This is a genomic window from Abditibacteriota bacterium (genome assembly GCA_017552965.1).
Classification (GTDB): domain Bacteria; phylum Armatimonadota; class UBA5829; order UBA5829; family UBA5829; genus RGIG7931.
This window is the reverse complement of sequence record JAFZNQ010000004.1, coordinates 101,956-120,930: the sequence shown is the minus strand read 5'-3', so window position 1 is coordinate 120,930 and position 18,975 is coordinate 101,956. Positions and strand designations below refer to the sequence as shown.

Below are 18,975 nucleotides of genomic sequence, written 5' to 3'. Positions count from 1 at the left end.
GCTACGGCCTTGACCTTGCCGTTCTGGTCCACGGTGGCTATAGCCGTGTCATAGCTGGTCCAGGTCACCGCCTTGTTGGTGGCTTCTGCCGGGGCTACGGTGGCCTTCAGGGTCACGGAGGCGCCCTTGTCCAGAGTCACCTTGGTCTTGTTCAGGGTCACGCTCTCCACACTGACCACGGGCTCCTTCACGGTCACCTTGCATTTGGCGGTGAAGCCCCCTTCCCTGGTCTTTGCCCGGATGGTGGTGGTGCCCGGGGCCACGCCCGTTACTATGCCGTAGGAATCCACGGTGGCGATGGTCTTGTCATAGCTCTGCCAGGTCACCTTCTTATCCGCGGCGCTGGCGGGGGTCACCTCGGCCTCCAGGACTATGAAATCGCCCACGAATACCGTGGCGGTGTTCTGGTTCAGGGACACCCCCGTGACGGCCGTATCGTTAGGATCGTAGGGGGTCCCGTTCACGTACAGGGTATGGCCGTTGAGGACCACGCTGTCCGGGCTTTCCGCGTCTATGGTGCTTATATAGCTGTCCCCCGTCAGGGTCCACACGCTGCCGCCGGTGACGGTCACCGCCACGTCCCCTTCCGGGCCCGCGTTGTTGATGCAGCCTCTGAAGGAGGACCCCTGATCCATATTCAGCTTCAGGGAAGCAAGGGAGTTCACGTTGACGTCCCCCTCGGCAGACTGGGCGAGCATATCCAGCGTCACGTTGCCGCCGATGGCGCCGCCGTTTTCATCCTCTCCGGCGTAAACCTCCAGGAAGGTCCCGGGATAGCCGGACATAGTCACTTCCTTGAGAAAGATGTAGGGGCTGGAGTTTTGGACAGAGAATTTGTCTATGCTGTCTATCTCCCCGCCCGTCATGGTAAAGGAGGACACGCCGGTGGAGTTTTCGTTGGTGAACAGGACGGCGAAGGGAGGGTTCTCGCTCTCCTGCCCGGTCCTGACGGTACAGTCATGGATATCCGCATTGCCGGTCTCAGCCACCACCACGGCAGGGTCATCCATGGAATACAGATCGGCGTTTTCGGCAAACACGTACCACTCGCTGTATATGGCCGGGCACGCCGAGCCCCAGGCTTTGCCGCCGGATATGCTGGCGTTGCCCCAGTATTCGGCGCATACCGCTCCTCCGTAAGGCAGGAGGCTGTCGCAGTAAACCCGGGTGTTGTTCAGGGTCACAAAGCCCTTTTCCGCCGCCACCACGCCTCTGGACTTGGGAGAGGATATGACGGAGTCCTTGAGGTATGCCGAAGCGTAATAGCAGACCAGGCCGTCGCCTCCCTCGGCGTCCGCCTGGATATTGCCCCCGTTGAAATAAGTCTCGCCTTTCTCGTCGCCGCTCTTGCACATGACCCCGGCATTGACGCCGTAATACCGGCAATTGTCGCTATGCAGAGAATCGCCGGTCTTGGTCACGGTGGCGTTGTTGATGGTCACCTTGCCGGAGGTGCTTATGAGCAGAGAGTTCTGATCCGCCTTCGTGGAGGTATAGGTCTCGTCGGACCTGGTCTGGGACGAAAATATGGTGGTGGCCCCGTTCCAGGTCACGGCATAGGCCGCCAGGCACAAAGCAAAAACGGCGCAGACCGTCAGAATGATTTTGGTATATGTTTTCATCATAGCCTCGCTTGTCACAGAGGCTGCGGTCACGCATGACCGCAGCCCGTATATTCGTTTAGTTGACCGTCACCTTGCACTTGGCGCGAAAATCGCCGTCCCTGGTCTGGACCCTCACGGTGGTGGTACCCTTGGCCACGCCCTTCACCTTGCCGTTCTGGTCCACGGTGGCTATACTCGTGTCATAGGACTTCCACTTCACGTCCTTCTTGGTGGCGTCGGAGGGCAGCACCGTGGCTGTGAGAGGCGCGGAGGCCCCCTTGGCGATGGTCAGGGAGGACTTGTTCAGGGTGACGCCCGTTACGGGCACGGTCACCTTGATCCAGCAGTAGGCGGTAAAGCCGCCGTCCCGGGTCTTTGCCCGCACCTTGGTCTTGCCGGCGCCCACGGCGGTCACCGTGCCGTCGGAAGCTATGGTGACGATGCTCTCGTCATAGGACTTCCAGCTCAGCTCCTTGTTGGTGGCGTCAGAGGGCGCTATAGTCGCCGTCAGAGTTTCGGAGGCGCCCTTTGTGAGGGTCATCTCCTTTTTGTTCAGAGTGACGCCGGTGACCGGCACGGTCACCTTTACCTTGCATTTGGCGGAGAAGCCGCCGTCCCTGGTCTTCACCCGGATCTTCACGGTGCCGCCGCTCACGGCCTTCACCACGCCGGTGGAGGACACCGTGGCTATGGAGGTGTCGTCCGAAGTCCAGGTCACGTTCTTGTTGGTGGCGTTGGAGGGCTTCACCGTGGCGGTCAGGGTCTTTGACTCGCCCTTTTTCAGCTTGATCTCCGTGTCGGAGAGGGTCACCCCCGTGACGGGCACGGAGGCCTCGGCGACGGTGACCTTGCACTTGGCCGTAAAGCCGCCGTCCTTGGTCTTGACGGTAATATTGCAGGTCCCGGAACCGACGGCCGTCACCTTGCCCTCGGAGGACACCTTGGCCACCGCCGTATCGCCGGAAGACCAAGTGACTGTCTTGTTGGTGGCGTCGGAGGGCTTCACCGTGGCCGCCAGGGTATAGGTGTCTCCCTTTTTCAGGCTGAGAGAGGTCTTGTCCAGGCTGACGCCGGTGACGGCTACGGAGGAAGACGCGTCCCTGGTATAGAGCTTGATGCAGTTGGCGTAGGGAGTGCCAAAGGCTTCCCGGGTGTCGGTCCAGTCAGAGCCGTCGTTGCTGAGCTGGCAGTCCCCATTGGACGACATGGAAAGATCGTCGGTCAGAGGAGTATAGTATATGCCGCTCTGTTTGTTGTCCGCGTACTGGATCCGGCAGATCACCTTGTCCCCCTTGGCAAAGGAGGCCTTGACGGGTATGAGGTAATAGCCGGGATACTTGCAGTATTTTTCTCCGGAAGCCGCCTTTGTCCCGTTGACATAGACGGTGCACCTGAGGGTCTCGCCGCCTGCCATACAGTAGGTGCCCGCGTCCACGGTGCTGCCGTCCTGCTTCATGGTAAAGGCGCTTCTGGCCTGGGTGTAGCTGCCGGAGGTAACCAGCCCCTTGGCCTCCAGCTCGTAGACCCGGGAATACCTGGCGAGATCTGTGGTCAGGCTGAACTGGCAATAGTCGCAGGCAGACTTGTCATAGTAGGATATCCACATATAACCGCTGTTGCCGAAGCCGGTCCCCCAGCTGTTTCTGGCCAGCCAGGCTCCGTTGCCGGCAGGGGTCTTGTTGAATTTGGATCTGGAATAATTGTCGTCCCAGCCTACTATGGATATCTCGTGGTTGGCATAGTAGCTGTTGTCGCAGTAATAGCTGCCGTTGGCGGAGTTCAGATAAGAATTGCTGTGATAATACGAAAAGTCTATGACGCCCTTGGACATGATAGATCTCTTGATATCGTCCATATAGGCCTGGCTGGGCTTGTCGCCGTCCAGTATGCTGGTGTCGTGCATCAGATGGTCGGGGATATATTCCGCCTCTGTGATATAGGCTCTCACCGCGGGCTTCTTCGCCGGCGCGGCAGGCACTCCCGAGGCGCCGGGGTCAAAGGGCTCGTCCTTTTCGTACACGGGCCCCAGCAGCCGGGCAAAATAAGACGAAGATATGAGATAATGTCCGCCGGACTCCAGATCGACCCCCCAGTAGGGCGCGGTGTTTCTGACCACGTTGAACGTCGAATAATCCACGCTGCCGTAGGGGTTGTCCATGAGCCAGCTGCCTTCCATACTGGCAATAGCGCCGAAGACCCAGCAGATGCCGAAGGGGCCCTGGTCCCTGATGGGAGACACCTTGCCCTCGCTGCGCAGATCATAATACGCGGGCAGCTCTCCCAGCTTGAACACAGGCTCTTCGGAAGGGATAAAAAAGCTGCCGACCGGGACGGGGATCCTGCCTCCGCGGGCTATGCCCGCGGCCTTTTTGCCGCTCTGTACCCACTCCAGGTATTCGGGATTCAGCGGCGCCACAGACTCGGCGGCCATGACCGCGCAGGCTATGAATAACAGCCACAAGACAAGAATTGTTTTTTTCATGATTACCTCACTTATACTGAGCAAAGCTCCCTGAACCGGCAGCCTTGACACTTGGGCGATATGTTCTGAGGAAAGTCCTCTATCACGGGAGACCCGTCACGGTAAAGCCGGACCATTTCTTCAAAGGACGCGGCGATGGTCTCCCGGGCCTCCCGCAGGCTCTCCGCGTCTGTCACGGCGCGGACCCGCCGGACCTCCGGAGACAGATAGACAAAATCAAACTGCACCTTTTCAGGCTCCCAGCGCCACTCGCTTTGGGCATATAGGGCGTAGATCGCCGGCTGCAGAGGGTCTGCGTCGCCGGGCCTGCCGGTCTTCCAGTCAAATATGCGGTACCAGCTCCTGCCGCAGACTGCCAGGTCGATCTTCGCATACACCCGGATGCCCTCGTATTCGAAGCTGGGGAAATCATCCGGCTTGTCCATATACTTGATGTTTTCCGGGGCCAATTCTTCGTTGAGCTTGCGCCACAGGCTGTGGGCGCACAGGCTCCGGAGTCCCGCCGCGCCTTTTTCGCCGGCAGCCCGTATGGTCTCCGCGGCTCCCGTCTCGGAGTAATAATGCTCCGCGAGCATGCCCTCCGCCGTATCGGACCAGGCTGCCGGGTCTGCGCAATCGGCAGACCTGGCCACAGCCTCTTCATAGCGCCTGCGAAAGGCGTCTGTCACCTGCTCCGGCGACGGCGCTCTGCCGTATTTGTATCTGTCCGAGAGAGCCCGGGCTATGACCTCGTGGACCAGACTGCCCGCCAGCAGGGGGGCGGAGGTCATGTTCTTCAGGGCCCGGACGTGATGCCTGTCCCGGCAGAGGGCGTGGTATTTGCTGTAATAATACTCTCTCCTGCACCCTTCAAACAGCTTCATGGAAGAATGGGACCAGGAGGGATACGGGAGCCTGTTCATGGAGCAGGCTGTTTATTGTCTGGACCCGGGTCCGGGGGTCTTGGGCCTCAGCTGCGGCTTGGGCTGCTGGGGCTTTTTGCCTGACTCAAGACCCATCTCTTCCCTGGTGACGCTGGTGCGGCGCAGCATCAGATTCAGCTCGGAAATATTGCCGGAGTTGGCGATGGCGTCTTCCTTGCTGATGATACCCGCCTTCACGTATCTGTCCAGAGAATAGTTCATGGTCTGCATGCCGAAATAGCTGCCCTCTTTGATGGCGTCGTAGATAGAGCCGGAACGCCCCTCTTCCAGCAGCTTGACGGTGGTAGGCGTGGCGGTCATGACCTCCACGGAAGCGATCCTGCCGGGCTTGTCTATACGCTTCAGCAGCCTCTGGGCCACGATGCCCTTCAGGGTCTTGCTGATACGCAGACACAGCAGCTCTCTCTCGGAGGGCGGGAACATGTTGATGATCCTCTCCAGAGTCTCCGCTGCGGAGGAGGTGTGCAGAGTGCTGAGCACCAGGTGGCCGGTCTCCGAAGCGGACAGAGCGATGTTCATGGTCTCCACGTCCCGGAGCTCACCCACCAGGATGATGTCGGGAGCCTGACGCAGGATGTATTTCAGAGCGCTGCCAAAGCTCTCCGTGTCGATGCCCACTTCTCTCTGGGATATGAGGGACTTTTTGTCCGGATGGACAAATTCCACCGGGTCCTCGATGGTGATGATGTTGGCCCTTCTGGTTTCGTTGATCTCGTTGATGATGGCGGCCAGAGTGGTGGATTTGCCGCAGCCCGTAGGGCCGGTGACCAGGATGAGACCGTCCTTCAGCTTGGCAAACTCCTTCAGGGTGGCAGGCATGTTCAGGTCGTCCAGGGTCATGATGTCCTCGGGAATGACTCTGAAGACCGCGGCGGAAGAGTTTCTCTGTCTGTACACGTTCAGCCTGAAGCGGCAGATGCCCGGGAACCGGAGAGAGGCGTCCAGCTCGTGGGTCCTCTCAAAGCGGCCTATCTGCTCCTGGGTGAGATTCTGATATATCAGCTCGTCGGCCTCTTCGTCTCCCAGCACGGGATAGCCTTCCATCTCAATGATGTCGCCGTGGAGCTTCATCCTGGGGGGAGCCCCCGCCTTGACGAAAATATCCGAAGCTCTGTTGGATGCCGCTATGCGGGCAAGCTCTTCAAATTTGAAACCTATGGCCATATTTGTCTCCTGTATTATTATCTTTTTCGGGTGACAGCGAATATGCAAAATGCGCCCATCACACCGATGATTATCAAAAAAATGCCTATGGTAAATCTCTTTTCCGTGACGTATATGTCCGGAGTCCGGAGCCTGGAGAAGCCCGGATCCCTGACTATGACGTCATACTCCAGCAGGTCGCCGTAATACTCTCCCCTGATATCCACGTATTTGTTGTTCACCGTGTAGTAGGACCGGGAGGGAGCCGGCAGACCGTAGCACTCCACGTTGATATGCCTGTATCTCTTCAGCAGAGTGATGACTATATCCAGCAGGGAGCCGTTGCCGGGCCTGACGGGATACCGGTGGATGATGTAGCATATGGTGGTGCACTCGGTGCCGTTCTTTCTGACGCTGCCGGTGGTCACAGCCACGTCAAAGGACATGATACAGCTCTTCACGTAGGCTATATCGTTCATCTGCTGGCTGCTGGACAGCTTTTCGGGATACACCACTGCCATGCTCTCGGCCATCCTGCCGGAATATATGATGCGCACCTCCGCCAAGTCGCCGTCCACGGCAAAGAGGCTCCCGGCGCAGGCCAGTAAGAGCAGCAGCAAAAACAGTCTTTTCATACAGTTATTCCGCCCTTTTCAGCAGTATGCCGTCATAAGGGTCCAGTGTGATCTCCTTTGCCGGCGAACCGTCGTTGTATCTCTTGCCGGAGGACAGGTATATGAAATCCACCGCAAAAAATCCGTCGCCGGTGATCCTCACCTCGACCTCGTCCCCGGGCTTCAGGGACACCTTGTCAAACAGAGAGACCGCGCCGGGCCCCAGAGACGCCGTCTCTATCTCCGCCGCGTCTGCCTGCCGTCCGTTGACATACAGATCGCAGTATATGCGCTCCGCAGGCTCCGGGCCCTCGTAGATGCCCGGGAAATAGCCTTCCAGGGAATAGTCGTCTTCAAAGGGCACCCCGAAGGAGTAGCCGGCGGCGGCGGACCGGGAGCACACCACGCAGTCGCCGTTCCTGATATAGAGCTCCCTGCCGGCGGCGGCGTCAGCCTTTTTGAAATCGCTGCCCGCCACCGAAAACACAGCCGGGTCGCTGTTGTCAAAATACTTTTCCCAGAGGGGCGCGTCGCCGGAGACGAACCTGGCGCAGTCCTCCTCCAGGAGGATGCGGACCGGCTCGCTCTCGCCGTTCAGGAGGATGATCCCCTTTTCGAAGTCCCGCCGGAACACCCGGGAGGTGACGGAATTGATGGCGTTGATGACGTTGGTCTTGGTATAGACCTCCTCTCCCCCGCTGTAATACTTGGCCTTGGACACGGGCCGGCCCAGGTCAAAGGCGTATTCGTCAAACCAGGGGGACCCCGAGACGAATTCGCTCTGGCGGGCGGTGAATATGCCGTCGTTCATGCGGGACAGAGCGTAGCCGAAGCGGAAACGGCTGTATTCCCGCCACATTTTCCCCGGCAGCCTGCCGGGACCGTCCGCCGCGGAGCGGGCCTCCGGGCTGTCGGCGGCCAGATATTCTATGAGCACCACCTTGTTGGTCAGCACTCTGGCCATCCACTCCTCATATTCGCTCAGGAGCTCCCTGCAGATGTCCGGGTCCAGGTCCCGGGAGGTATAGACTATGCCCTTGCCGTTCAGGAGCTTGAACAGGGTGGTGTCCTCCGCCCGGGCGGTGGTGTGGGCCGTGACTATGCCGTAGGGATAATACCACCTCAGATTTCTCAGGGCATAGACCACTCCCTTGTACCAGGCCTCCTCCGTCTCCTTGTCCGAGGCCTTGGGCTGATGCTTTTTCCGGGGGTCCCAGTCCCTGTAGATCTCGTCGCAGGTCATGACCAGATCCATCAGCAGGCACCCGTCGTACAAAAAGGAAGCCTCCGCAAACTGCTCGTAGATCCGGCCCGTGATGTAGCTGCCCGTCTCAAAGGAGGTCAGGTCCAGCCTGTATCTGCCGGGAAAGGCCTCTATGAGGGCTCCCTCCCGGTCCCTGAGATAGCAGCTGTCCTTCAGCCCCGCGGGAGCGGAGGAGATAAAGGTCTCCAACAGGCACACCAGCCCCCGGTGGGTCTCCTTCAGGGCGGCGAGCCTGTCCCGGGAAAGGTCGGCCGAGGATATCAGGGACAGCCTGCTCAGCTCCTCATCGCTGATGACGCCCCCTTCCTGCCGCAGGCCGGTGACGGCCGCTCCGGACAGGGAGGGGTCTCTCTCCGTGACAAAGGTATATGTGAGCTCCAGGGTCTCCCCGGAGGCGTCGCACTTCACGTAGACCCGGTTGACCGCCCCCGGGCGGGCGTCCAGCCCCCTGAGCCTGACCGTGTGCATGTTCGTGGGCTCGGTCTCGTCAAAGGGAGTCATCTCGCCGTAGTCTTTGAGCTCGTTCACCGAATACCTGCACAGGGTGGCCACCCGGGACTGCAGGGTAAACACGGGCTCCCTGTGGGCGGCGTCCAGAGAGGTGCTTCTGGGATAGGGCTCGTAGAGCACCTCCTGACAAAACGCGCCGCAGGCCGCGCATATCAGTAATAAGACTAAAACGAAAGACGTTTTGTTTGTTTTCATATATCGATTCTCTCGAGAGAAGTGATTTTTTTAGCGTCGGTGTCGTATACAAGCCGCGTGGCAAACTGCCCTCTGCAGCCGCTGTGCACTATATGGGTCCCCCGGACGGAGCCGTAGCAGACGTCGTGGGAATGGCCTCCCAGTATCAGGTCTATCCTGCCCTCCAGCCGGCGGGCTATCTCCTTGTCCGTCTCCAGGCCCACGTGAGTGAGGGCTATGATCACTCTGGTGTATTCCCGGGAGGGCCTTTGCTCTATCTCCAGCACCATGCTTTCCGCCCGGTCCGCCGGGTCGTTCTGATACTGATGGGCGTAGCGGCTGATCTTCATGTCCCGGGACACGTTCACGTTGGACAGGCCGAACACGTAGATCTCGGCGTTCCTGATGACAAACAGCTCAAAATCCTCGAACATCCTGCCCTCGGACCAGCAGTAGTTGGCGGACACGTAGGGAAAGCGGGCCCTCATGAGCTTGCACCTCATGGCGTATCTGTTGAGGTGATACTCCCTGTTGCCCACCGCCGCCGCGTCGTACCGGGCCCTGTTCATCAGGCTCTGGGCCCGCTCCCCGAAGGGATTGAAAAAGATATTGCCCGACCCTATGGCGTCGCCGGAATCCAGCAGCAGGTCAGCCTCCTGCCTCAGAGCCCTCAGCCTGTCCGCCTTTTTGGCGTTGAGAGAATTGTGCAGGTCTCCCGTGTGGACTATGGTGAGGAGACTCATCAGTGGACCTGTTTGTCGCTGATCAGGTATTTTTCGAAGTTGGCTATGATATCTTCCCACAGCCCCTTTCCCTTCAGGATGAGCTCCGCCGTCTCTCTCACGGCCCCCCGGCCTCCGGGATGCCGGGTGACGTAGTCCGCCGCCGCGATGCATTCGGGAGCCGCGTCGCCTACGGCTATGCCTATGCCGGCGGCCCTGATGGCCGGGATGTCGTTCAGGTCGTCCCCCATGTAGGCGCATTTTTCCAGAGGCAGGCCCTCCCGCTCCGCTATCTCCGCCAGGACCGTGCCCTTGGCGGAGCAGCCCTGCCTCAGGCCGGTGATGCCCATGGCAGCCGCCCGGGTCTCCACGGCCCTGCTGTAGCCGCCGGACAGCCAGTACACCCTGACGCCGCAGCGGATGAGCAGATTGGTGGCCAGACCGTCCCGGGCATTGAAGAACTTGATGGTCTTGTCTTCATAGACCACCATGCTTCCGTCCGTCTGGGTGCCGTCCACGTCTATGGCCAGCAGCTCTACGTCCCCGAAAGCCGTCATACTATCCCTACCGTCAGCAGATCCTTCAGGCAGATGACCCCCAGGGGCTTGCCGTCCCGTATCACGGGCATCTCGCCTATCTTCCGGCCGCTTTCCTCCATCCTGTGCAGGGCCTCGGTGGCCAGCTTGTCCGGAGCGATGGTCACCGGATTGGGAGACATGATGTCCCGGGCGTCGGCGTGGAGGTTGTCCTCGGAGCTCAGCAGGGCCCGCCTGATATCGCCGTCGGTGATGATGCCCTCCAGCAGGCCCTCGGGGCCCGTGACCAGAGCGGCGCCGGCGTTGGCCTCGGTGATGGCAAAGAGCACGTCCCGCAGCTTGGTGTCGGGAGACACCCGGGCCACGAAGTCGCCGGTGCGCATCACGTCCTCCACCGTCAGCAGCAGCCTCTTGCCCAGAGCGCCGCCGGGATGGAACACGGCGTATTGGTCCTTGGTGAACTGCCGGGCCTCCATGACCGCCAGGCTGATGGCGTCTCCCATGGCCAGCTGGCAGGTGGTGGAGGTGGTGGGAGCCAGACCCAGAGGGCAGGCCTCTCCGTCGGTGACCACCGGGACGACTATGTCCGAATATCTGGCCAGAGAGCTGTTTTCCCTGCCGGTCATGCCCACCAGCAGGGCGCCTATGCGCTTGATCACCGGCAGTATGTTGACTATCTCTCCGGACTCCCCGGAGTTGGACAGAGCGATGACCACGTCCTCCCGGGTGATCATGCCCATATCCCCGTGGACCGCGTCCGCGGGATGCAGATAAAAGGAGGGAGTGCCGGTGGAGGCCAGAGTGGCCGATATCTTCTTTGCCACCAGCCCCGACTTGCCCATGCCTGTCATGGCCACCCTTCCCCGGGAAGCCAGGATAGCCCGGCAGCAATCCACGAAGCCCTGACCCAGCGAGTCGCCCATCCTCATGACGTTGTCCGCCTCTCTGGAGATGGTCTCCTTTCCCCGCTTCAGCAGCTTTGCTTCATCTATACCGTTCATCACTGGTCCTCCTGTTTACTACATACAATTATATAATAGCAGTTTTGACAAAATAAGTAAATCAAAAAAAGACCCGGCAGCCCCCGCCTTTTGTTCACAGGTTGTTCATAGCTTGTGGACAGGGCAAAAAAGCCCGTGTTGCTATTTTCCCGCAGGTGGTGTAATATAATAAGTGAATAATCAACAAAGAGGTTACCGCAATGAATAAAGTCAGACTGGGTATCGTAGGCGTGGGAGCCATGGGCTCGAGCCACCTGAACAACATCCGCTCGGGCAAGCTCACCAACGTCAAGCTGGCGGCCCTGTGCGACCTGCTGCCCGAAAAGGAAGCTCTCTGCTCCGGCAAGGGCTTTCTGGAACAATACAAGAAGGACGTGGCCGAGGGCAAGATAGACGCCAATCTGGGCAACTTTCTGGACGAGAGCTCTCTGGTGTGCGACGACGCGGCCTTCTTCACCGACTACAAGGAGCTCATCAAGTCGGGTCTGGTGGACGCCATAGTCATAGCCACCCCCCACTACGCTCACACCTATATCGCAGAGGAGGCTCTGGACGCCGGGATACACGTGCTGACGGAAAAGCCCATATCGGTGCACAAGAAGGACTGCCTGCGGATCATCGAGGCCCACAAGCGCAACCCCGAGCTCAAATGGGAAGCCATGTTCAACCAGAGGACCATCCCCATCCACATCAAGGTCAAGGAACTGCTGGACAATCAGATGCTGGGCGAGATACGCCGCTTCAGCTGGACCATCACCGACTGGTTCCGCAGCCAGGCCTACTATGATTCCGGCACCTGGAGAGCCACCTGGAAGGGCGAAGGCGGAGGCGTGCTCCTCAACCAGTGCCCCCACAATCTGGACCTCCTGTGCTATTTTCTGGGCATGCCCGCCAGAGTGCGCAGCTTTTGCTCCTTTGGCAAATTTCACAGGATAGAGGTGGAGGATCAGGTCACAGCCTATCTGGAGCTGCCCAATGGCGCCAACGGCCTCTTTATCACCACCACCGGCGAATTCCCGGGCACCAACAGGCTGGAGATAGCCGGCGACAAGGGCAAGCTGGTCATGGAGGGCGGCAAGCTGACCCTCACCAAGACCGACGTGCCCGTGCAGGAATTTTCCGACACCACCGAAAAGCCCTGGTCCCATCCCAACCGGGAGACCCTGGAGGTGGGAGTGCCCGCCGCTCCGGTCATCAATCAGCATCCTCAGGTGCTGCAGAACTTCATCGACTCCATACTCTTTGACGAGAAGCTCATAGCTCCCGGCGAAGAAGGCCTCATGTCGGTGGAGCTGGCCAACGGCATCCTCATGTCCACCCTGAAGGACAAGACCGTGGAGTTCCCTCTGGACGCCGACGAATACGCAGAGCTCCTCGCAAGGCTCATAGCCAAATCGGAAAACAAATGACGCAGATACAAAATGCCGGGCGGCTGCTGCCGTCCGGTGTTTTTTCATCCTGTGACCGCGGCCGGTCACATATCCCCTTCTTGCGGCAGGGCTTCCTCCGCGGCTTTCAGGATGGCTTCCGCGTCGGCTCCGTATATGTCCAGGCCTGTTGCCCATATCAGGCGCACGTCACGAATGCCGTAGTAGCCCCGGGCCAGGGCTTTGACGTAGCCGAAGCCGTATTCCACAGGGACGTCATTCCCCCCTGCCGTGGTCACGTAAAAGAGCCTTTTTGCCCGGCAGAGGCCTACAGGCGCCCCCTCCTCCGTGTATCTGAAGGTGATGCCCGGGACGTTGATATGCTCCAGATACTGCTTCAGCGCGGCGGGAAAAGACAGGTCCCAGTAGGGGGCCGCTATGACGACGGTCTCCGCCATGGCAAAGTGGCGGGCGGGGTCAAAGGCAGGGTCCTGCAGGTCGCCTGCGGCCACAAGCCGGTCCCGCCTGACGAGATATTCTTCGTCCACCGGGGAAAAGTCAGTGCGGGCGAGGCAGACTTCTTCATAGGGTCCGCCCAGCCGCGCCAGCAGCTTCTCTGCCAGCCTTGCGGTCCGGGAGCCTGCGCGCACACAGGCGTTGACGTATAGTATGGGAGAGTTCATACAGCACCTCACTTATCCGGAGCTCCGCTCGGGCCGGCCCGCAGGGCGCTCCGGAAAAAAATCGGAAGCCTTTGAATACCAAAGACTTCCTTATTTTTCGGCCAGGTTTATTCGGCGTCTGATATCTTAACCTGCTTAATAGGTTTTATGACCAAGCCCTTCTTGAGACAATCGGTGCACACCTTGATCCTTTTCGTCTCGCCGCCCACTACTGCTCTGACGGTCTGAAGATTGGGATACCACACCTTGTTTGTCTTGGGGGCGCGTCTTGCCCATTGACCGGAGTGAATGTGTCTGATGTTGTGGCCGAACTGAGGTCCCTTTCCACAAATAGAACAAACTCTTGACACTGTGTTATCCTCCTGATTGTTATTTGCGACTGTCGCGCAAATTTCATTATAGCACTTTCGCCGCGTAAAATCAAGCGTTTTTCCAAATATCCTCTTAATTTTGGGTGGACAGAGTCCAGTTTTTGCCGTTGGACTGGCCTATGGTCAGGTTGGCGGAGGTCACGGCTATGAGCTTCAGCTGATATATCTGCCCCTTGGAAAGGTCCGCCACGGGTATCCTCACCGAGTTCTTGGTGGAGGTATAGACCGGAGTCTTGGCCTTCTTGTTGGCGCAGCTGGTGGACAGCTTGTAAAACTTCACGTTGTTGACGTTGGACCAGCGGACGTCAAAATAGTCTCCGTCTCTGGTCACGGAGCAGTTGTTGAGGGCCAGCACCAGATTGATGGACTTGTTGAGCTTCTTGGCCGCTCCGCCGGAGATGGCAAAGCCTCCGAGAGAGAGAGTCTTGTAGTTCTCGTTGTCCTTGTTGTCTATGACTATCTGATACTTGCCGTCGGGGATATTGTAAAAGGCAAAGGTGCCGTCCGCGTCGGACACGGCGCTCTTCACAGTCTTGGCGCCGGGATCCGTCTTCAGTATCAGCTTCACGCCCTTTATCCTCTTGCCGTTGTAGGCCACGGAGCCCTGGAACCAGTTCTTGCCGTTGGCGCCGGCAGCTGCAACAGCTGCGGGAGCCGGGGCCTTGTCCTCCTTGGCGGGAGCGGCAGCCTCGGCAGGGGCCGCAGGCGCAGCAGCGGGAGGAGCGGAGGTCTTGGTGACGACGCCTTCTCTGGTCACGTTCACCACGGTGGTCTTCTGAGTCTCATAGCCGTAGCCCATGGACTTGGCCACAAAGCTGACGGGCACCATGAGCTTGGAATTGGCGAGATAGGTGCTCACGGGCAGGGTGACGCTCAGGGAGTTGAGCTTGGCGCTCCTGGAATTCTTGGCAAAGGAAAGGGTGACCTTGCCGTCGGTGAAGGTGGTCTCGCCGCCGGAAATGCCTATCTTGCCCCAGCCCAGAGCTTCCAGGTCCCTCAGAGCCGCCATCACGTGGCCCTGTTCGCCTATGACTGCGCTGTCTATGGCCGCCTGCTTGCCGTCCACCAGTATCAGGGGAGACTCGGCAAAGACGCCGGCGCTCCACAGAAGGGCAGCAAATACAAAAAGAAGAATTTTTACGAGACGCATATTATTGCCTTACCCTTCGCCCTTGCCCTTCAACAGTCTGATCCTGCCCTTTCTGGTCTCGGGGATGATCTGAGCTATCTCGATGATCTTGTCCTGAGCCAGCGTGTGGGTGGGGTTCAGCTCCGCAGCCGTGGTGAAATGAGTGAGGGCGTCATTGTACACCTTGGCGTTTTCGTAGGCTATAGCCAGGTTGTAATGAGCGGTAGCGGAGGCGGGCTTGATCTCGCAAGCCTTGGTCAGGGCGCCTATGGCCCTGTTGAAATGGCCGGACATCAGATAGGCTATCCCCAGATACTCAAAGGCTTCGTAGCTGGTGGAATATTCTCTGGTGCCGTCCTCGAGAGTCAGTATGGCGTTTTTCAGGGCGTTGGATTTGAGCAGCTCAAAGCCTTTGCCTATGTTGGTATTCTTTATTGACTGAAAATCCAGGTCCGCATAGTCGATAGTCATAAGTACACCGTCCTTGTTAATGGCCTATTAACGTAGTCAAATTTTAATTGCCTCATATTCAATTAAAGCACATTTTGGAATAATAATCAATATTAAGAATAAAAAACCCGCTTATCGGCGGTTTTTCTCCGCAGTTTCCCTTATTTTCTGGGCCAGATAGGCCTTTTCCGCCGCTTTTCGCAGCTCCGGGTCGCTGATGACCGCCGCAAGCCTTCGGGCTTCTTCTATCTCTGCGGGCTCCGGCTCCGGCAGAGTTTCCCGGACCGCAGGCTCCGCAGGAAAAGGTAGTCTGAAGTATTTTTGGGTAAAGCGCAGCTCTTTGATCTCCTCCGCGCCCAGGCCCAGGAGCCTGTCCAGGATCTCCGGGGCGTTGTTGCGCAGCTCCTCCGCCCATACTCCGGTCATGCATCTCACGTAGAGGATGCCCCCGGTGAACCTGTAGGGACGGCTGACCCTGGCTATCTGCTCCCCTGCAGCCATACGCCACAGTCTGGCATACCTGAGATATTCTTCAAAGCGGGAACGGGTCTCCCGGGACGCGCCCACCGCTTCTCCCAGCCTGATGAGATCGGAGACGTGGTCTGCCCGGCTGTTTTCCGTGTCCTTCATACCAGTCTCCCCTCCTCTACTCCGAACACCTCGCCGTCCTCTTCCCTGTCCAGATGGGTGGAGGTGACGAAGCACTGACAGTTGCTGCGGACGGCGGAAAGCAGCTTTTGCTGCCGGGTAAGGTCCAGCTCGCTGGAAAAGTCGTCCAGCAGCACTATGGGATATTCGCCCGTGACGTCGTAACAGAGATATATCTGGGCCAGCTTCAGGGCGAGAGCGCAGCACCTTTGCTGTCCGGCGGAGCCGTAGCTTTTCACCGGACGGCCGTCTATGGCTGTCTGTATGTCGTCTCTGTGAGGTCCTATGCCGGTGGAATGGGTGATCACGTCACCGGTCCTCTTTTCCCTCAGCCCCCGGAGCATGGCCTTTTCGATGTCTTCCCTGTCCGCAGAAGAGCAGTCCACCGTGGATCTGTATCTGAATTCCGCCTTTTCGCTGTCTATGACGCTCCTGTAAAACTCTGAGGCGTAGCGAAACAGAGTGTCAGTATAGCTCAGCCTTCTGGCTATCAGGTCCGAGCCCAGAGCGGCCAGCTGCGCGTCATAGACGTCCAGCACGTCCGCGGGACAGCCGGAGGGATCCTCGGCCATCTTTTTCAGCAGATCGTTTCGCTGATTGAGAGCCGCCTTGTATTCCCCGTATCTGACGGCGTAGCTGGGATAGAGCTGGGCTATGTCCAGATTGAGATATCTCCTTCTGAGCTTTGGCTCTCCCTTGAGCAGAGCCACGTCCTCCGAGGAAAAGACCACGCAGTTGAGCTCTCCGAAGAGGTCGGATATGCGGCTCTTGTTGGCTCCGTTTATCCTCAGGCTCTTGGATTTGGGCCTGTTTTTCATGAGAGCCAGCTCTATCTTTACCGGATTCTTTTTGTCTCTGTGAGCGCTGACGGACACGTAGCTCGTATCGCTGTCAAAGGATATGAGCTCACGGTCGTAGCCTGTTCTGAAGCTTTTGGACGTACAGACGAGAAAGATGCTTTCCAGGATGGTGCTTTTGCCCTGAGCGTTGGCTCCCAGCAGTATGTTGAGCTTTTCGTCTGCCCTGAGCTCCAGCTCCCTGATGCATCTCAGATCTCTGATGGTCAGTGTGTGTATGCGCATTCCCTTATAAAATTAAAAAGAATTTGTATATCAAATTCTTATTTATTTTTTATTTTTTTATGCCTGTTGATTTGTGGACAAGGGCCCGATTTGACTTTGTTTTGGGCCCTTTTGCCTGTTTATCGCCTGCGGACAAGCCTGTAGATTACCTGTGCAGAGACAGTGGGTTGTCCACAGGCTTCCTTTTATCCACAGGTTTATACACAATCTGTGAACATTTTTATTTCTTTATGGATACACAGTGTATCCACAGGCTATTTGCTCCTGAAATCCGTGAGGTGGCGCCCCTTTTCGTCATAGAAGGAGATGACCGAGAGCTCCAGTCCGTTGTCGTCGGCGGTCTCCTTGAGTATGTCCGCTATGAGCCGGGTCTCCCGGGAGTCGGTCCTGACCTCCGCCGTGTCCCTGGTCTTGAAGATGTCCGTATTGGCCTGCCACAGGGCCGGCTCCTTCATGCTCCTGACCATATATCCGCTCTTCAGCTCTGCGGTGCCGGCGGCGTCTATCTTGTAGAGCCAGACCGTGAGGACCGAGTTCGCCAGGCAAAAAAGGCCTATGAACATGGCGAAGACGCTGATGAGGCTTTTTTTGTGAATGATCCTTTCTTCTTCGTTCATTTTCTGTCTATCCCCACGGCTCTGAGGCTTACCTTGCCCGCGCCTTCGGGCAGTATGACGGTCCCCTGCTTGCCCGGCTCCAGAGGCTCCTTGTCATAGACGAAGGAGTCTTCCCCGTCCGTGAGCTCGGCCATATATATGACGCCGGGCCCCTCGTTGGTGACGGTGGCCCTGCCCTCCGTCTGCTCCACGGTCACGGTGTCCAGGTCCTCCCGGTCCGCGCTGTACACAGGGGCCGGCAGGATGGACAGCCTGCTTTCCAGGTCCTTTCTGGTGTCGGCGCTGAGCTTCCAGGAGATGACAAAGCCGCTGAGCATGCACAGCGCCGCAAAGGCGTAGCAGTATCTGCGGTAGATATAGAACTTGCGGAGTATCATTTGGGGCCGATCACGTCGCAGCCCATATAGGGCCTCAGAGGCTCGGGCACCACCACGGAGCCGTCGGGCTGCTGATAGTTTTCTATGAGAGCCACGTAGAGCCTGGGAAGGGCCACTCCGGAGCCGTTGAGGGTGTGGACGAACTCGGGCTTGGAGCCGGTCTCTCTCCTGAATCTGATGTTTGCCCGGCGGGCCTGATAGTCCCGGAAGTTGGAGCAGGAGGACACCTCCAGCCATTTGTCCACGCCGGGGGCGTAGATCTCCAGATCATAGCACTTGGCGCAGGAAAAGGATATGTCGCCGGTGCAGAGAGACAGCACCCTGTAGGGTATGTTCAGGGCTTCCAGTATCTCTTCCGCGTCCCGGGTCAGGCTCTCGTGGGCGGCGGGGGATTCCTCGGGCTTGACGAACTGCACCAGCTCCACCTTGTTGAACTGATGCACTCTCAGCAGGCCTCTGGTGTCCTTGCCGGCGGAGCCGGCCTCTCTTCTGAAGCAGGCGGAATAGGCGCAGTGCTTCAGGGGCAGCATATCCCCGGAGAGTATCTCGCCGCCGTAGAGGTTGGTCACGGGCACCTCGGCGGTGGGTATATTGTACAGGTTGTCATCCTTGTCGCACTTGTACATGTCTTCCTCGAACTTGGGCAGCTGGCCCGTGCCCGTCATGGAAGCCGCGTTGACCAAAAACGGAGGGAATATCTCCGTGTAGCCGTGCTTTTGGGTGTGCAGGTCCAGCATCCAGGAAAACAGGCTCCTTTCCAGTTTGCTGCCCCACCCCTTATACACTATGAAGCCGGCGCCGGAGATCTTGGCGCCCCGCTCAAAGTCCAGCATGTCCAGAGCGGCGCATATATCCCAGTGGGTCCTGGGCTCAAAGTCAAAGCTGCGCTTTTCACCCCAGGTGCCGCTGATCACGTTTTCCGTCTCGTCCCGGCCTACGGGAGTGGTGTCGTCCGGCAGGTTGGGGATATTCAGCAGTATGTTTTTGAACTCGTCGTCCATATCCCGGACCCGGTTGTCCAGCTCCTTGATCCTGGCGGAAAAGGTCTGCATCTCTTTGATGATGCCGGAGGCGTCCTGCTTCTGACGCTTCATGACGGCGATCTCGTCGCTGATCTGATTGCGGCGGGCCTTCATGGTTTCCACCTCTGTCAGCAGGGCCCGGCGCTTTTCGTCCAGGGCGAGGAATTCGTCCAGCTTGTCCGTGGGATGGTTTCTGTTCACGAGAGCCTGTCTGACTCTGTCGGGTTCGGTCCTTATGATTTTGGGATCTAACATA

At 58.4% G+C, this 18,975-nt stretch carries 19 protein-coding genes; 1 reads left to right on the top strand and 18 read right to left on the bottom strand.

The window, feature by feature from the left end; translation table 11 throughout:
- The 9 genes from IK083_00880 to IK083_00840 all read right to left on the bottom strand — a co-directional run.
- The coding region (locus tag IK083_00880) for an Ig domain-containing protein (protein MBR4748113.1) at window positions 1-1,625 on the bottom strand (1,625 nt) is incomplete at its 3' end.
- A 55-nt stretch (window positions 1,626-1,680) separates the two neighbouring features.
- Entirely contained in the window at window positions 1,681-4,086 is a 2,406-nt protein-coding gene (locus IK083_00875) for an Ig-like domain-containing protein (protein ID MBR4748112.1), read from the bottom strand.
- A gap of 11 nt (window positions 4,087-4,097) precedes the next feature.
- Window positions 4,098-4,988, bottom strand: coding sequence for a PD-(D/E)XK nuclease family protein (locus IK083_00870; protein MBR4748111.1), 891 nt, complete (start codon window positions 4,986-4,988; stop codon window positions 4,098-4,100).
- Window positions 4,989-5,000: 12 nt separating this feature from the next.
- A complete protein-coding gene (locus IK083_00865) occupies window positions 5,001-6,173 on the bottom strand; it encodes a PilT/PilU family type 4a pilus ATPase (protein MBR4748110.1) in 1,173 nt (390 codons plus the stop codon).
- A gap of 17 nt (window positions 6,174-6,190) precedes the next feature.
- The gene (locus tag IK083_00860) at window positions 6,191-6,787 is read right to left on the bottom strand and encodes a hypothetical protein (protein MBR4748109.1); all 597 of its coding nucleotides are present in this window, start codon (window positions 6,785-6,787) and stop codon (window positions 6,191-6,193) included.
- Window positions 6,788-6,791: 4 nt separating this feature from the next.
- Entirely contained in the window at window positions 6,792-8,735 is a 1,944-nt protein-coding gene (locus tag IK083_00855) for a hypothetical protein (protein MBR4748108.1), read from the bottom strand.
- A complete protein-coding gene (locus IK083_00850) occupies window positions 8,732-9,457 on the bottom strand; it encodes a metallophosphoesterase (protein MBR4748107.1) in 726 nt (241 codons plus the stop codon). Before IK083_00850 ends, IK083_00855 begins: the two co-directional genes overlap by 4 nt.
- The gene (locus IK083_00845) at window positions 9,457-9,993 is read right to left on the bottom strand and encodes an HAD hydrolase family protein (GenBank protein MBR4748106.1); all 537 of its coding nucleotides are present in this window, start codon (window positions 9,991-9,993) and stop codon (window positions 9,457-9,459) included. The genes IK083_00850 and IK083_00845 overlap by 1 nt, the downstream gene beginning before the upstream one ends.
- On the bottom strand, window positions 9,990-10,973 hold the full coding sequence (locus IK083_00840) for a KpsF/GutQ family sugar-phosphate isomerase (protein ID MBR4748105.1): 984 nt from the start codon (window positions 10,971-10,973) through the stop codon (window positions 9,990-9,992). The genes IK083_00845 and IK083_00840 overlap by 4 nt, the downstream gene beginning before the upstream one ends.
- Window positions 10,974-11,173: 200 nt before the next feature.
- Between IK083_00840 and IK083_00835 the strand changes: the two genes are divergently transcribed.
- Window positions 11,174-12,382, top strand: a complete 1,209-nt coding sequence (locus tag IK083_00835; GenBank protein MBR4748104.1) for a Gfo/Idh/MocA family oxidoreductase — start codon at window positions 11,174-11,176, stop codon at window positions 12,380-12,382.
- A 65-nt stretch (window positions 12,383-12,447) separates the two neighbouring features.
- Here the strand turns inward: IK083_00835 and IK083_00830 are convergent, their stop codons facing one another.
- The 9 genes from IK083_00830 to serS form a co-directional block, all read right to left on the bottom strand.
- Window positions 12,448-13,023, bottom strand: a complete 576-nt coding sequence (locus IK083_00830; protein MBR4748103.1) for an NAD(P)H-dependent oxidoreductase — start codon at window positions 13,021-13,023, stop codon at window positions 12,448-12,450.
- Window positions 13,024-13,130: 107 nt separating this feature from the next.
- On the bottom strand, window positions 13,131-13,373 hold the full coding sequence (locus tag IK083_00825) for a 50S ribosomal protein L28 (GenBank protein ID MBR4748102.1): 243 nt from the start codon (window positions 13,371-13,373) through the stop codon (window positions 13,131-13,133).
- Between the two features lie 94 nt (window positions 13,374-13,467).
- Window positions 13,468-14,544, bottom strand: coding sequence for a hypothetical protein (locus tag IK083_00820; protein ID MBR4748101.1), 1,077 nt, complete (start codon window positions 14,542-14,544; stop codon window positions 13,468-13,470).
- Window positions 14,545-14,553: 9 nt separating this feature from the next.
- Window positions 14,554-14,994: a tetratricopeptide repeat protein gene (locus IK083_00815; protein MBR4748100.1), complete on the bottom strand. Its 441-nt coding sequence runs from the start codon at window positions 14,992-14,994 to the stop codon at window positions 14,554-14,556.
- A 111-nt stretch (window positions 14,995-15,105) separates the two neighbouring features.
- The gene (locus IK083_00810) at window positions 15,106-15,603 is read right to left on the bottom strand and encodes a DUF721 domain-containing protein (protein MBR4748099.1); all 498 of its coding nucleotides are present in this window, start codon (window positions 15,601-15,603) and stop codon (window positions 15,106-15,108) included.
- Complete coding sequence (recF, locus tag IK083_00805) at window positions 15,600-16,703, bottom strand: DNA replication/repair protein RecF (protein MBR4748098.1); 1,104 nt, start codon at window positions 16,701-16,703, stop codon at window positions 15,600-15,602. Before recF ends, IK083_00810 begins: the two co-directional genes overlap by 4 nt.
- A 254-nt stretch (window positions 16,704-16,957) precedes the next feature.
- Complete coding sequence (locus tag IK083_00800; protein MBR4748097.1) at window positions 16,958-17,320, bottom strand: hypothetical protein; 363 nt, start codon at window positions 17,318-17,320, stop codon at window positions 16,958-16,960.
- Window positions 17,317-17,697 (bottom strand): hypothetical protein, encoded by a 381-nt coding sequence (locus IK083_00795; GenBank protein MBR4748096.1) that lies wholly within the window; start codon window positions 17,695-17,697, stop codon window positions 17,317-17,319. Before IK083_00795 ends, IK083_00800 begins: the two co-directional genes overlap by 4 nt.
- Window positions 17,694-18,974: a serine--tRNA ligase gene (gene serS / locus IK083_00790; GenBank protein MBR4748095.1), complete on the bottom strand. Its 1,281-nt coding sequence runs from the start codon at window positions 18,972-18,974 to the stop codon at window positions 17,694-17,696. Before serS ends, IK083_00795 begins: the two co-directional genes overlap by 4 nt.
- Between the last annotated feature and the right edge of the window lies 1 nt (window position 18,975).

What these genes read in the sequence shown, in the direction of transcription:
- IK083_00870 (MBR4748111.1), bottom strand. Translation starts at nt 4,988, where the DNA reads ATGAACAGGCTCCCGTATCCCTCCTGGTCCCATTCTTCCATGAAGCTG.
- IK083_00815 (MBR4748100.1), bottom strand. Translation starts at nt 14,994, where the DNA reads ATGACTATCGACTATGCGGACCTGGATTTTCAGTCAATAAAGAATACC.
- IK083_00830 (MBR4748103.1), bottom strand. Translation starts at nt 13,023, where the DNA reads ATGAACTCTCCCATACTATACGTCAACGCCTGTGTGCGCGCAGGCTCC.
- IK083_00835 (MBR4748104.1), top strand. Translation starts at nt 11,174, where the DNA reads ATGAATAAAGTCAGACTGGGTATCGTAGGCGTGGGAGCCATGGGCTCG.
- IK083_00865 (MBR4748110.1), bottom strand. Translation starts at nt 6,173, where the DNA reads ATGGCCATAGGTTTCAAATTTGAAGAGCTTGCCCGCATAGCGGCATCC.
- serS (MBR4748095.1), bottom strand. Translation starts at nt 18,974, where the DNA reads ATGTTAGATCCCAAAATCATAAGGACCGAACCCGACAGAGTCAGACAG.
- IK083_00840 (MBR4748105.1), bottom strand. Translation starts at nt 10,973, where the DNA reads ATGAACGGTATAGATGAAGCAAAGCTGCTGAAGCGGGGAAAGGAGACC.
- IK083_00810 (MBR4748099.1), bottom strand. Translation starts at nt 15,603, where the DNA reads ATGAAGGACACGGAAAACAGCCGGGCAGACCACGTCTCCGATCTCATC.
- IK083_00875 (MBR4748112.1), bottom strand. Translation starts at nt 4,086, where the DNA reads ATGAAAAAAACAATTCTTGTCTTGTGGCTGTTATTCATAGCCTGCGCG.
- IK083_00845 (MBR4748106.1), bottom strand. Translation starts at nt 9,993, where the DNA reads ATGACGGCTTTCGGGGACGTAGAGCTGCTGGCCATAGACGTGGACGGC.
- IK083_00795 (MBR4748096.1), bottom strand. Translation starts at nt 17,697, where the DNA reads ATGATACTCCGCAAGTTCTATATCTACCGCAGATACTGCTACGCCTTT.
- IK083_00820 (MBR4748101.1), bottom strand. Translation starts at nt 14,544, where the DNA reads ATGCGTCTCGTAAAAATTCTTCTTTTTGTATTTGCTGCCCTTCTGTGG.
- recF (MBR4748098.1), bottom strand. Translation starts at nt 16,703, where the DNA reads ATGCGCATACACACACTGACCATCAGAGATCTGAGATGCATCAGGGAG.
- IK083_00850 (MBR4748107.1), bottom strand. Translation starts at nt 9,457, where the DNA reads ATGAGTCTCCTCACCATAGTCCACACGGGAGACCTGCACAATTCTCTC.
- IK083_00855 (MBR4748108.1), bottom strand. Translation starts at nt 8,735, where the DNA reads ATGAAAACAAACAAAACGTCTTTCGTTTTAGTCTTATTACTGATATGC.
- IK083_00860 (MBR4748109.1), bottom strand. Translation starts at nt 6,787, where the DNA reads ATGAAAAGACTGTTTTTGCTGCTGCTCTTACTGGCCTGCGCCGGGAGC.
- IK083_00800 (MBR4748097.1), bottom strand. Translation starts at nt 17,320, where the DNA reads ATGAACGAAGAAGAAAGGATCATTCACAAAAAAAGCCTCATCAGCGTC.